Genomic DNA, 12,589 nt, shown 5'->3' with positions numbered 1-12,589 from the left:
TGATCGTCAGCTTGCCGCCGACATGCAGACCTGGCTCGGCCTCAGCCCGTTCGCCAAGGAGCGTAAGCTCGCCAGTTGACCGCGCAGATGTCATCCCGGTTTCGGCCGCAGGCCGAAGACCGGGACCCATGAACACCTGATCGTGCAAGCTGTGGCGGCGCCTCGCCAGCTTCCGTGTGCGCGGCGCGAATGGGTCCCGGCCTTCCGCTACGCTCCAGCCGGGATGACATGCGTTTGCGGCCTCACTGGCCGGGGCGATAGGTCCGCTTTGTGTGGCGGGCGACATCCTCGGGATAGAAGAAGACCTCGCGCAGCTTGCCTTGCGAATAGAGCAGGGCCTGGTCGGCGAAGTGCGGCGACGTCGGATCGCCGCTCTCGCCCCCGGCCGAAATGGCCACGGCCTTGATCCTCGGACCAAACTCGACAGCGGCGACGAAGCTGTTGCCGCTGGTCCCGTAGTAGCGCTTCGTGCCCTCGTAGCGCTTGGCGCCGAACGAGGCGAGCGAGCCCCATTGCGCCGAAGTGAACGCCACCGGCAGGCTGGGCTTGGCGTCGTCGAACCTCTGCACGATATCGCCATCGATCCGCTGGTAGCGGTTGATCTGGCCCCACGGCGTGCGCCAGTCGCCGAAGTCGGCGGCCAGGCGGTCCGAGGCGTCGGCGAGCGCCGTCAGCTTCTGGTCGGGGCTCGAGGTCGCGGTCATGTAGTCATAGACCGAGACGCCGGCGCGCTTGGCCTTGGGGCCGGCGTCGGCCCACAGGGCCTCGCCCCAGAACACCGCCAGCGAGGTGGGGACCGAGGTCTCCGACCACTTGTAGTCCCAGCCCCGCAGCGCCTCGATGGGGCCCGCCAGCTTTGCCCGGCGCGGATCGGCGGCGGGCAGGGCGTCATAGGCCGCCGTCAGCGTCGGCAGCAGCACTGCGAAGGCCGGCAGGTAGGGATCGTAGGCGGCGCTCACCAGGCCCGGCAGGGTGAAGTCCTTGCGGTCCTTCAGCACCAAGGTGGCGTGGGTTCCGCGCGGGTTCGGGCCGGCCGTGTCCATGTAGCGCGGATAGTCCTGGCGCCGCGGGCTGTACTCGCCCGCCGCCGAATAGGGCCAGTCGTTGGTGTTGAATATCCAGCCGTTGGCGGGGGTCAGCAGATGCGGCGCTTCGTTCAGCGCGTGCAGGCCTTGCCAGTCGGTCGCCGGGTCCGAACCGTCCACCGGCTTGGTGTAGTCGAACCGGTCGTCGCGCCGCGGGATGAACTGCGGGTGCATGTAGGCGATCTGGCCCTTGGTGTCGGCGAAGATGGTGTTGTTCGAGGAGTTGGCGCGCAGTTCGGCGACCTTGAGGAAAGAGGCGTAGTCCTTGGTCTTGGTGCGTAGGAACGACTGGCTGAGCGCCTCGACCGGCTTTTGCATCAGGGCTACCGCGATCCACTTGCCGTCCGCCCTACGGACGATCGGGCCGTGGTGGGTGCGATAGACAGTGAAGCTCTTGCTCGCCATCTCGCCGGACTTGGCGCGGTAGGGCACGGCGATGGTGGAGACGGTGACCGGGCGTTCCTCGGTCCCGTAGCGGTAGAAGAGCTTGCCGCCCCTTTCGATGATGGTCTCGGCGAACTCGTCGACGACGTCGACGCCGCTGGAGGTGTGCATCCAGCCGGCGTGCTCGTTGAAGCCCTGATAGATGAAGAATTGGCCCCAGGTCACCGCGCCATAGGCGTTCAGCCCCTCGTCGCTGGTCGCCTGCAGTTCGGAGCGGAAGAAGAACGAGGTGTGCGGGTTGATCAACAGCAGGGCATGACCGTCCTTGGTGTTGGAGGGGGCGATGGCGAAGCCGTTGGAGCCGGTCGGCTCTTTGAACCGGACGTCGGCGTCGGGATCCAGCATCGCGGTTTGCTTCGCGCCATAGAAGGCTTCCAACTCGCCGAGTGAGATCTTCTCGATATCGCCGCCGATACTGCCCTCGCTGAAGCTCAGGGCCATCCACGGTTCGAACTTGGTGATGACGCGTGGTTTCACGTCCGGGTGGCTGGCGAGATAGAAGTTCAGGCCGTCGGCCCAGGCGTTCATGAGGGTTTTCAGCCAAGCCGGGCTGGCGGCGTACTTGGCCTTCAGGTCCACCGGATCGATGAACAGCTTCATCCGCAGGTCGCGGTAGATCGCCGTTTCGCCCTCGGCTTCGGCCAGCCGTCCTAGGGCGTTGATGTAGTTGGTCTCGACGCGGTTGAAGTCGTCCTCGGCCTGGGCGTAGGCCATGCCGAACACCGCATCGGCGTCGGTCTCGCCATGGATGTGGGCAATCCCCCAGGTGTCGCGCGCGATGCTGACCTTGGCGGCTTGCTGCTTCAGGCGGCCCATCTCGTCGGCATTGGCCGGCGAGGTGGCGACGAGGCCGCCGATGAACAGGGTCAAGGCCAGATTGCGCACGGCGATCTCCGTTACTCAGTTGGCCGCGCGCTCCGCACGCGGATGTTTGTGCGTCTCTATAGCCACGCCGGGCCAGCTTTGCCGCAGGACGTGAAGGCGCAGGGCGGTTTTTCGCCGATTTTGCTGCGGTCGAGCTAGAATGGCCTTTCGCCTGCCCTAACGTGACCGTTTGGGCGCGCGATTCCGGGGGGCGGGCGCTTGAGGCGCGCGGACGGAAGGTTTGAGCGTGAAGTTGTTTGTGTTGGGTTTGGCGTTGTTCGCGAGCGCATGTGCGAGTCCGCGTGGGCCGGAGATTGCTTGCCACGGGAGCTTGGGCGCTGGCGCGCGCACCTATGCCTTCGCCAGCAGCGGGGCCGAGCCTGAGCGCGCGGGCATCGAAGCCGCGGTCAGCCGGCGCCTCGCCGCCGATGGTTTCGCGCGCGCCGAACAGAAGCCGGACTATCTGGTGGAGGTTCTGTTCAGCGCCCGGCCCGCAAAGGTCGGCGCCTACGAGAAACTGGCGGAGGCCGATACGCCGGACTGGCGATTGGCCCCGGTCAAGACGCCCTGGTGGAAAGCGCGGCAGCCTACGCTGGGCGACGTGACCATCCGTTTCATCGACGCCAGGACCGGCGTCGAGGCCTATCGCGCCACCGCCTCGGGCCGGTCCGATATGGGCAAAACGGCCAGCGAGGCCGCCGCCAAGTTCGACGCCTTGGCTCACGCCGCGGCTGCGCCGTGCCTGCCGGTCCCCCTGAGCTAGAACGCGGGCGCCTAGAAGTGTTCGTGCGCCGAGGCCTCGTCCGGGGCGGCGCGGGGCAGGGTGAGCGTGAAGCAGGCGCCTTCGCCCAGGACGCTGTCACAGCTGATCTGCCCGCCATGCCGCAAGATCACCGTCTGCACGAAGGTGAGGCCGAGGCCCACGCCGCTCACCTGCCGCCCGCCCGCCGGCGTCGAGCGCTGGAATCGCTCGAACAGGTGAGCCAGGCTTTCAGGCGACATGCCGCGGCCTTGGTCCTTGATGGTGCAAACCACCTTGGCGTCGGCGTCCTCGCCCAGGTTGGCGATGCGGCACTCGACCCGAGTGTTTGGCTCGCTGTATTTGAGCGCGTTGTCGATCAGATTGATCAGGGCGCGGGTCAGCAAGGTGCGGTCGGCCAGCACCAGATGCTCGTCCTCGCAGCCTTCGGCCTGGACCTCGATCGAGCGCGCTCGGGACTGCGGCCACAGGTCGTCGATAGCGTCCAGCAGGATGTCGGAGAAGTTGATGGTCTCCAGGGTGTAGCGCTCGCTCTCGGCCCGGGCGAGGTTCACGAAATTGTCGGCCAGGGCCAGGGTGCGGCGCGCGTAGGCCTCGACCCGTTGCACCGTGATGGGCGAGATGCCCTGGCCCTGGTCCTCGGCCAGCAAGGCGAGGATCGAGGCCTGGGGCGAGCGCATGTCATGGGATAGCAGCTCCAGGACCTGTTCGCGCTGGCGGGTGGCCGTCTTCATGGCGGTGATGTCGGTGAAGCGCGCGATCCAGCCGGTGAAAGCTCCGGTCGAGTCGGCGAAGGCGCTGAAGCGCAGGTGGTAGGTCGCGCCGTCAGGCGCTTCGACCTCGCCTTCGATGCCGCCTTCGTCGGCGGGCGGAAGATTGAAGACCCCGATCACCTGGCCCATGGCGCGTCCGACCGGATCGGGCGCCGCCAGACGGGCGAACAGGTTCTGCGCCGCCGTATTGGCGATCAGGATATGGCCGCCCGCGTCAGCGACCAGGGTGGCGTCCGGCAGCCCGTCGAGGGAGTCGGACATGAACCGCCGCAGGTCGCGCAGATTGCGGACGGCCTGGTGCATCAGCGCCACTTGGCGGCCGATGACATCGTCGGGAGCGTGGGAGGCGCTAAGCGCGGGCTGGGGCAGGATGCTCGGCTCCTGGGCCAGGGCGCCCAGTTCATCGACCATATAGGCGCTGGCCGCTTCCAGTCGCCGCCAGCTCCAGATCGGATAGACCAGGGCCAGGCCGGCGACCGCCGCGGCGGGCGGGGCCCAGATTCGCAGCACCAGCAATAGCGCCGCGCAGGTCGCCAGGGTGGCGGCGATGAGCGCCAGGCCCAGCACCATGTTGGCGCGTGGCCGCAGCCGCAGCAGACCCGCCATCAGCACGGCGAGCGGGATCAGCGACAGCGCCAGGACCCAGCCGATAGCCGCGGGGGTGATCACCCGCCCGGTCAGCAAGGCGTCCAGGATGTTGGCCTGGAGCTCGACGCCCGACATCACCTCTGTCTCGCTGGTCAGCGGCGTCGGATAGCGGTCGCCAAGCCCGTCGCCGGTGGCGCCGATGAGCACCAGTCGGCCCTCGAACACCTCGGGCGGAACCTCGCCGCGCACGACGTCGGCGAAGGAAACCGTGCGGAAGTGACCGGGCGGCCCGGCGAACGGGATCAGCATGCGACCCTCGCGGGTCAGGGTCTTAAGCGCCGAGGGGAGCTCGCCCGTGCTGGCGGCCACGGCCGGGATCTCCAGGCCCAGCGCCTGGCGGCGCATCAGCTCCATCAGGTGCAGCCAGCTACGTTCGCCGCCGCTCTCGCCCATGAAGATGCTGCGGGCCACCCCGTCGCGATCGAAGTGGAGATTGACCTGACCGATCCCGGCCGCTGCGTCTCTCAGCGGCCCCGCGGGCTCCATGGCTTCGGCCGCCGCGCCGTCAGGGCCCGGAACCTCGATCAGCAAGGGCAGGAACACGGGGCTGGCCGTTTTCATCGCGCCGGCTAGGGCGATGTCGGCCGTCGGGTCGGCGTCGGGCTCCACGAACAGGACGTCGTAGGCGATGGCTTTCGGCTTGGCCTGGGCCAGGGTGTTCAGCAGATCGGCGTGGAACGTGCGCGGCCAAGGCCAGCGCCCGAGGGCCTGGAGGCTGGCATTGTCGATGGCGACGATGACGATATCGTCCAGCGGCGGGCGCTGGCCGAGCTGCATCAAGGCGTCGTAAATCGCCGTGTCGGCACGATCGAGGGTCTCGCTCACGACCATGTAGCCGACGACCGACGCGGCGAGCATCGCCGTCAGCGCCCACTCGATGAACACGCGCCGCCGAGAGGGGCCGCGGCCGGGACGCCGGGCGCGATGATCCGATGTGGCGGTCAGCCGCCGATCCTGAACTGCTGGGCGGCGGACCACTTCTCAAATCGCTGACCGTCGCGGACCACGGTCGAGCGCACACGCCAGTAGTAGGTCCCATCGGGCAGGTCGGTGACGGTCATGCGGCCATCGGACAGGCCGGCCTCATCGACCAGCGGCGCGCCCTCCGGCTTGGCGGAGAGCTGGAAGCGATAGGCATGCCGGCCTTCGCCCTCGGGCTCCCACTGGAAGAGCCAGTGTTTGCCGGACACGACCGGAGCGCTCAGCTTCAGCCCATGGCGGAAGCGCGAGAAACCGTAGGTGTTGGGCATGCCTTCCAGGCCGCCCGCGTCCAGCGCCGTCGCCTGCACGAACAGGGCGCCGTTTCCGACATTCTCGAAGCGCGCGCGCGGCTGGTCGACGGTGACTTCATCAATGAGGTCCAGCAGGCCGGCGTCAGCCCCCAGGCGGACGCGATATTTCGCGGCGCCCGGCGCCGGAGTCAGGTCAAACACGACATCGACCTCGTCCTGTGTCCGGCCCGGCGCGATGATGGTGGGCGGGGGCAGGAGCCGCTCCGGCGCGGCTACGCCTTGGCTGGATGCCCTGGCGCCAAACCTCTCGGGCGTCACCGACGCCGATCCGTCGATGGACGAGGCCACGTTCACCGTCCCATCGACCACCTCGGTCCAGGCGCGCTCGGCCTCGGCGTCGTAGATGACGCGGAACACCGTGCCGCGCACGGCGGTCACCGAGAGCGGGGTGCGGATGGTGAAGCCGTCGCGCGGCTTCGTCATTGGCGTCACCGTCGCTTCGCTGCGTCCGGCTTCCAGCGAGAAGGTCCGCTCGATCGATCCGGTCAACGGCGTATGGCGCAGCACATCGATGCGGATCCGGCTTTGGGAGGGGAGGGCCACCTGCGAGCCGTCGGTCAGGGCTAGGCGCACCGAGGAGTTGGGGCCCGTGGCGACCACGCTGCCTTCCGGCAGAAGCGTTCCACGGCTCAGGGCGATGGTGCGGCCTTGCACAACGGCGCTCACCTCACCGCGATAGCTCGCCACGCGGGCCTCGGCCGGCGTGGTCCGCAGCAGGGCTACCGGGACGTCGAGCTTCGCCCCGATCGGCAGGCACCGGGGATTGGCGATGTTGTTGCGCCGCTGGACCACGGCGTAGTCGCTGGTGCGCAACATGTAACTGGACGCCAGATCATACAGCGTGTCCCCAGGGCGCACGACGTAGACGACACTCTCAGCCTTGGCCTTGGGCGCGCCCCAGGCGGCCACGGGCGCGACCAGGGCCGCCGCGCCGAGGCTCGCCGCGGTGGCGAACCAGCTCAACTTACTCATGAGACCGCGACTTCCTCCGCCTCATCGACGAGGCGCTCCAGGCGATAGCCATAGCTGTAGACCGGAGACAGGCGGTAGCCGTGTTCAGGCCGGAGCCGAAGCTTGGTGCGGACGCGCGAGACGTGCATGTCGAGCGTGCGGGTGGGCAGGTCGGGGTTGCGGCCCCAGACCGCTTCAAGGATGTGGCTGCGCGACAGAGCGCGGTGGGTGTTGCGGAACAGCAGCAGCGCCAAGGTGAATTCCTTGGCGGTCAAGTTCACGATCTCGTCGTTGATCGTCACCGTCTTGGCCGGAACGTTGAAGCTGAAATCGGCGAACTGCTCCAACGGACCCGCACCCTGGGCCGGATAGGTTCGGCGCAGCAGGGCGTTGACCCGCGCCACCAACACGGCGGGCTGGACCGGCTTGACGATGTAGTCGTCCGCCCCGGCGTCCAGGCCGGCGACGACATCCTCCTCGGCCGACCGGGCGGTCAGCAGCAGCATGGGCGGGGGGGGCTCCATGTTTTGGCGCACCCAATCGATCACCTCGACCCCGGTGAGATCGGGCAGATTCCAGTCGAGCACGAGCAGGTCGAAGGTTTCCTGGCGCAGCGCGCTGATCAGGGCGCGCGCGACGCGGAACGACCAGCAGACATGGCCCTCCTCCGTCAGCAGACGGGAGATAGCCTGGGTCTGGGCGTCGTCGTCGTCGAGTGTTGCGATTCTCATGACTAAAAGGTTCAATTCTCGATGTGCTGGAACATCTTAGATGTTGCTGGCGCTAGGAAAATATCCAATCGGCCAAAAGCTCGCCGCGTGGCGTAAACAAATGCAAACTTTACAGTTTGTGGTGTGATTTTCCTGAGTTTCTGGTGCGCTTGGGCCTCGGTGGTCGGCACGTTTCGGCTTGGCTCGGGACCCCTCCGGGCTCGGTCAGGAAGCCCTCAGGTTGCGTCATTCGCGGCCGGGGTCTCCGCGAGACGTGTCGCTGCTGAGTAGTTTTCGGGGCGCAGTTTATGTACGCGATCATTCCAGGCGTGGCGACGCTGGGTGTGGCGGGTCTTTTGGCCGCCTTTGCCGCCCACTCTTTGACGCGGCGGCGTCAAACCAATCCTCTTTCGGCGCGGTTCGGCCTCACCTTGGCCGCGGGGGGTATGTCATGGTCGGCCAGTGAAACGGCCCGCCCCCGACTGGTGGTGACCAAGTTCGGCGCGGAGTCGCCGACTCGGCCCGCCACCCGTCCCGACGAGAACGTGGCCGTCCGGCTCGATCGTCTGCGCCAAGCCTTGGATCAACTCACTGGCCTCCTGTTGATCGGAACATCAGGTGAAGATGGGCAAGCGCGATTCCTTGCCAGTCTTGGGGGGTGCGGCGGCAGTGTCGAGCGAGAGGTGGCTGCGTCAGCAGCTTGCATGCGCCGGCTCGGCACCCTGATGTTGAGTACTGGCGGCGGTGACGCCTTCCTCGTTGCGCGGTCGGCGGCGACGGGCGAGCCGCGCAGCTCCCGGGCGGTCTGGTCAGATTTTCTGGCGGCGCTCGCCTTCCTGACCGGCGCGTGCCAACGGCGAAATTCGACGATCCATCTGGACGAAGTGGAGGCGACTGCGTTCGCTCTCGAGGAGTTATGCCTTTCGCTGGCCAAGACGGAGCGCCTTGGGCGGCTGTTGACGACCGACATTGAGCATCAAGGGCGCTGAGGCGTCCGCGCTCGCCGGGATGCGTGATCGTGCGTCATGTGGCTGCTGAGCCGATGCCGAACTGCAATTGTATTATACTGTAAAGTTGCACTCGTTTACTTGCGGTGGCGCGTCGGGCGGCGCCAAGTCCAGGCAGGTTGAATATTGGATCCGGCCTGGTGGGAGAGCCCCCCAGACACGCGCCGGTACGTTGTCGGCTGCGGCCAGGCCGTAGCCCCCAAGCCCCGGTGGGGCGCCAGGAGACTCGCCGCCAACCCAGCCCCCCGACGCCAAACGGCGCGGCGGCGAGTCTCCGGCGAGTGCTGAGTGTTTGGAAGTTTTTGCATGATTATCGTTGTCGCCTGGGCCCTGCTCATCTGGTTGGTCGTGTTGCTGGCCTTTGGTCCCGACATGTTCAAGTTGATGTCCGGTCGCTCGGCCCGAGCGCGGGACGACGGCCGTCCTGAGGGCGTGGACTAAGGCTGAGCGTCTGGCCCATTGCGTCCAGCCGCGAAATCCCCAATTCCCCTGGATGCAGCCGCCGTTTCAACGCGGCGGCGGGATGCGTACGGGGGTGCTTGAGATCGACGACCTGAAAGACAGCGTGGCGCGTGATGGTTTCGCGCGGACTTCCGCCGCCGAGATGAAAGCCCTGGTGGGCGTGGCCGCGCTCGCCGACTGGCCTGCCTATGCCGCGACCTGGAACGATCTGGCGCAGGACGCCTACATGGCCGATGGCGGACGCTATCGGCGCCGACGCTTCGCCGCGTTCGAAGTCGCCCCGGGCGCCCTCGTCAGGCTGCCGCACCAGCCCCACTTCCAGAGCCTGGACTACAACCGCCTGAACGGCGGAGTGGAGCGCTGGTTCGAGCCGGTCACGGGCGCGGTCGCCGAACACGCCCTGACGCGGCGAATCCTCAACTTGGCGCTCGAGGTGTTTGGCGGGGTCTCACCCGATCCCGGGTTCCCCTGGCGCGCCGAGTTCCACCAGTTCCGCATCGAGGCCCGCCTCGGCGAGGACGCTCAGCCGACCCCGGAGGGGGTTCACCGCGACGGCGTCGATTGGGTGGTGGTCATGCTGGTCGCCCGCGAGAACGTCGCCGCTGGCGTGACCAGCATCTTCGACCCGGCCGGCACGTCGCTGGGAGCCTTCACCCTGACGCAACCGCTGGACGCGGTGCTGATCGATGACAACCGGGTCTTCCACGGCGTCACCGCCATCGAGCCGGTCGACCCGACCAAGCCCGCCTTTCGCGATGTGCTGGTCGTGACCTTCCGCAAGACGAGGAGCGACTAGCGATCAGCCTGCCTTGGGACGCATGACCAGCCAAGGCGTCGGCGCCATGCGCCACTCCCAAACCGCCAGGAGTTGATCCAGGTGTCCCAGCTTGTTGAGCCATTCGGGCAGCGGACCGGTCTTGGGCTGCTGGTGAATCTCCAGGATCTCGTGCGTTGGCGAAAAACGCGTCTTGAGTTCGGCTAGGCTTCCCCGGCGGAAGACATCGTGGGTCTCCACGATCACCGACATGCGGGCCAGTGACGGGCTGAGGTCCGGGCGCAGCAGATCCAACTCGGCGCCCTCGACATCCATGATGACTAGGCACTTTCGCCCGGCGAAGGCTTCGAAGCCGTCTGGGGCGAAAGTCTCCCCAACGATCACACGATCGCCCACGCCGTTTTTACCCGCTAGCTCGGCGCAGGCCTTGCGCGCGGCGGCCTGGATATCGAAGGCGTGGACGGTGACGTCGGGCATCAGGCGGGCCAACCCCACCGCGTAGTACCCCTCTGCGCAACCGACATCGATAATGCAATCGAGCTTCTCGGCGGCGAAGGCTTCGATGTGCGGATGGAGTTCGGATTCATAGGTGCCGAACAGCCTTGCGGCATGAGCGCCTTCTGTCGCTTCACGGACGTACTCCATGCCCGCGAACGGCCCTTCCATCACCTTCAGTCCGTGGAGCTGAAGCTGGGTGTTCACGATCACCGAAGACCTCCACTTGGCTAGTTGCCGGAGGGCGACATTGAGTTCGTCCACGGTGGGCTCGGGCTTTTGGTCAGTGAACTGCTTCAGCCACTTCGTGATCGCTGGTCGAGACATGTGATCCTCCGGATCGAAGCGATTTAGGCAAGTTCGGGACCGAACACCATCTCCAGAACATGCGGCCCAACGCCTGGAGGCTGGCCGGCGCCTTGGCTGGACAGGAGAGCTGTGCGAGATCAGCCGCGCGCCTTACTCATCCTAGGACGGGATGCCTGCTAGGCGAGGGGACCGACTTCTTGAACAGCATCGCGCTCTATCATCCGTCCGCCGGCGTCCAGGCCAAGGCCAATCCGTTTGGCAAGGACGTGGCGAATGTGGAGCTGTTCCGCGCCGTGCTGCGGCATGGAGACTACGAGCAGATCGACTTCGTGGTCGGCGCCGATGTGTCGCCGGAGGCCCTGGTCGGCGGCTTGCTAGGCGAGGAGGCCGCCCGGCCTCGCGTCCGGGTCGCCAACCTATTGGACCAAAGGCCGGCGGCGGCGGCCGGCGCCATGGTCCGAGGTCATCCGGACCTGGCGGACATGGCCTGGTATCGGCGGAGCGCGGGACTGGAACAGGCCTATAGTCTGTTGGGCGTCGTCCACACCATCGCCCCGCCTTTTATGCGCGAAACCATCAGCAAGGCGGCGATCGCCCCGATCCAGCCCTGGGATGCGTTGATCTGCACCTCGCCCACGGTGCAGGACGCGCTGGGGACCATGTTCGACGAATGGACCGACTATCTGGCCGATCGCTATGGCGGCCAGACCAAGGTCAAGCCGCACTTGCCGCTGCTGCCGTTGGGGGTCGAGGGCAAGGCGTTCGCGGCCCTGGCCGACCGTCCTGACGCGCGGGCCTCCATGCGCGCCGAACTTGGCGCGGCGCCTGACGATATCATTGTGCTCTGGGTCGGGCGGTTGTCGTTCTTTGAGAAGGCCTTCCCCCAGCCGATGTTCCGCGCCGCCGAGGAGGCCGCGCGCCAGACCGGGGTCAAGGTCCACTTCGCGATGGTCGGCTGGTTCCCGTCCGAAGTCCGCGACCGGGCCTGGTATCAGCAGGGCGCCCAGGCCTATTCGCCTTCGGTGGTGACCCACTTCCTGGACGGCAATGACCGCCAGGTGGTCGGCGACATGTGGGCGGCCGGAGACATCTTCCTGTCCCTGGTCGACAACATCCAGGAAACCTTCGGCATCACCCCGCTGGAGGCGATGGCGGCCGGCCTGCCGGTGGTGGTCAGTGACTGGGACGGCTATCGCTACACCGTGCGTGACGGGATCGACGGGTTTCTGGTGCGGTCCTTGGGCGGGCCGGTCGGCTCCGGTCTAGGCATGATCAATCGGCACCTGCTGGGCGGCCTGGCCTATCAGGCCTATGTCGGCGCCGTGGCCCAGCACACCGCGATCAATGTCGGCGACGCCGCCGCCCGGATCGCCGACCTGATCGCCTCACCGGAGCTGCGCGCGAAGATGCGCGACGCCGGCCGCCGCCGGATCGCCGAGACCTTCGACTGGCCGGTGGTCGTGCGCGGCTTGCAGGACCTGACCACGGAACTGGCCGCCATTCGCACGGCGGCTGCGCCAGCGCCCGTCAAGCACCAGTTCAATCCAGTGAAGCGCGAGCCGTTCGGCGCCTTCGCGGGCTTCCCCAATTCGGCGCTCAACGCCAAGACTAGGGTTTGGCTGCGCGATGGCGTGACGCCGGCCGACCTGGAGGCGACGCGGACGATCAATCTCGACCAGTTCGCGAGCGGCTGGCGCGCCAGCCACGAAGAATCAGCCGCCGTATTGGCCGCCCTGGCCGAGCGGGGTCCGCTCACGGTCGGCGAGCTCGTCGACGCGGCCGGAAACGGGCGTCGCCAGCTCGTCGCCCTGTCGATCGTCTGGCTCTGCAAGCTCGGCCTGCTGGACTGGCGGGCCTAGGCTATTCGGCGGCGGCTTTCAGCCCGGCCGGCATCCGCGAGCGGTGATAGGGGCGGTCGCCCAGCACCGTGGCGCGGTTCATGATCCGCCGGTTGGGAAGGTAGTCGTTCACCGCATAGTGCTGGGTGACGCGATTGTCCCAGAAGGCGACGGCG

Annotated in this window: 10 protein-coding genes; 5 read left to right on the top strand and 5 right to left on the bottom strand. The window is 67.2% G+C overall.

Annotation, left to right across the window (positions count from 1 at the left end):
* Nucleotides 1-242: 242 nt before the first annotated feature.
* Nucleotides 243-2,414, bottom strand: a complete 2,172-nt coding sequence (locus Q7T84_RS11850; RefSeq protein ID WP_304809032.1) for a penicillin acylase family protein — start codon at nt 2,412-2,414, stop codon at nt 243-245.
* A 310-nt stretch (nt 2,415-2,724) separates the two neighbouring features.
* Between Q7T84_RS11850 and Q7T84_RS11845 the strand changes: the two genes are divergently transcribed.
* Entirely contained in the window at nt 2,725-3,156 is a 432-nt protein-coding gene (locus tag Q7T84_RS11845; RefSeq protein WP_304809030.1) for a DUF4136 domain-containing protein, read from the top strand.
* 11 nt (nt 3,157-3,167) lie between these two features.
* Here the strand turns inward: Q7T84_RS11845 and Q7T84_RS11840 are convergent, their stop codons facing one another.
* Genes Q7T84_RS11840 through Q7T84_RS11830 form a run of 3 tightly spaced genes read right to left on the bottom strand, consistent with a single transcriptional unit; the run spans nt 3,168 to nt 7,548 of the window.
* Nucleotides 3,168-5,459 carry a CHASE2 domain-containing protein gene (locus Q7T84_RS11840; protein WP_304809028.1) on the bottom strand — a complete coding sequence of 764 codons (2,292 nt, stop codon included), beginning with the start codon at nt 5,457-5,459 and terminating at the stop codon, nt 3,168-3,170.
* 56 nt (nt 5,460-5,515) lie between these two features.
* The gene (locus tag Q7T84_RS11835; protein ID WP_304809026.1) at nt 5,516-6,838 is read right to left on the bottom strand and encodes a FecR domain-containing protein; all 1,323 of its coding nucleotides are present in this window, start codon (nt 6,836-6,838) and stop codon (nt 5,516-5,518) included.
* On the bottom strand, nt 6,835-7,548 hold the full coding sequence (locus Q7T84_RS11830) for a response regulator transcription factor (RefSeq protein WP_304809024.1): 714 nt from the start codon (nt 7,546-7,548) through the stop codon (nt 6,835-6,837). The genes Q7T84_RS11835 and Q7T84_RS11830 overlap by 4 nt, the downstream gene beginning before the upstream one ends.
* A gap of 287 nt (nt 7,549-7,835) precedes the next feature.
* Between Q7T84_RS11830 and Q7T84_RS11825 the strand changes: the two genes are divergently transcribed.
* The 3 genes from Q7T84_RS11825 to Q7T84_RS11815 all read left to right on the top strand — a co-directional run bounded on the left by Q7T84_RS11825 (nt 7,836) and on the right by Q7T84_RS11815 (nt 9,792).
* Nucleotides 7,836-8,516, top strand: coding sequence for a hypothetical protein (locus Q7T84_RS11825; protein ID WP_304809022.1), 681 nt, complete (start codon nt 7,836-7,838; stop codon nt 8,514-8,516).
* 324 nt (nt 8,517-8,840) lie between these two features.
* Entirely contained in the window at nt 8,841-8,975 is a 135-nt protein-coding gene (locus Q7T84_RS11820; RefSeq protein WP_304809020.1) for a hypothetical protein, read from the top strand.
* Nucleotides 8,976-9,057: 82 nt separating this feature from the next.
* A complete protein-coding gene (locus tag Q7T84_RS11815) occupies nt 9,058-9,792 on the top strand; it encodes a 2OG-Fe dioxygenase family protein (RefSeq protein ID WP_304809019.1) in 735 nt (244 codons plus the stop codon).
* A 3-nt stretch (nt 9,793-9,795) separates the two neighbouring features.
* Here the strand turns inward: Q7T84_RS11815 and Q7T84_RS11810 are convergent, their stop codons facing one another.
* Nucleotides 9,796-10,593 (bottom strand): class I SAM-dependent methyltransferase, encoded by a 798-nt coding sequence (locus Q7T84_RS11810; RefSeq protein WP_304809018.1) that lies wholly within the window; start codon nt 10,591-10,593, stop codon nt 9,796-9,798.
* 179 nt (nt 10,594-10,772) lie between these two features.
* Here Q7T84_RS11810 and Q7T84_RS11805 point away from each other — a divergent pair, with 179 nt between their 5' ends.
* Nucleotides 10,773-12,434, top strand: coding sequence for a glycosyltransferase family 4 protein (locus tag Q7T84_RS11805; protein ID WP_304809016.1), 1,662 nt, complete (start codon nt 10,773-10,775; stop codon nt 12,432-12,434).
* Nucleotides 12,435-12,589 lie beyond the last annotated feature (155 nt).

Source organism: Phenylobacterium sp., assembly GCF_030654915.1.
Taxonomy (GTDB): domain Bacteria; phylum Pseudomonadota; class Alphaproteobacteria; order Caulobacterales; family Caulobacteraceae; genus Phenylobacterium.
This window is presented reverse-complemented; position numbering and strand designations above follow the sequence as displayed.

Excerpts from the sequence above, each read along its gene's own strand:
- Q7T84_RS11825 (WP_304809022.1), top strand. The coding sequence starts at position 7,836 with ATGTACGCGATCATTCCAGGCGTGGCGACGCTGGGTGTGGCGGGTCTT.
- Q7T84_RS11835 (WP_304809026.1), bottom strand. The coding sequence starts at position 6,838 with ATGAGTAAGTTGAGCTGGTTCGCCACCGCGGCGAGCCTCGGCGCGGCG.
- Q7T84_RS11810 (WP_304809018.1), bottom strand. The coding sequence starts at position 10,593 with ATGTCTCGACCAGCGATCACGAAGTGGCTGAAGCAGTTCACTGACCAA.
- Q7T84_RS11830 (WP_304809024.1), bottom strand. The coding sequence starts at position 7,548 with ATGAGAATCGCAACACTCGACGACGACGACGCCCAGACCCAGGCTATC.
- Q7T84_RS11820 (WP_304809020.1), top strand. The coding sequence starts at position 8,841 with ATGATTATCGTTGTCGCCTGGGCCCTGCTCATCTGGTTGGTCGTGTTG.
- Q7T84_RS11815 (WP_304809019.1), top strand. The coding sequence starts at position 9,058 with ATGCGTACGGGGGTGCTTGAGATCGACGACCTGAAAGACAGCGTGGCG.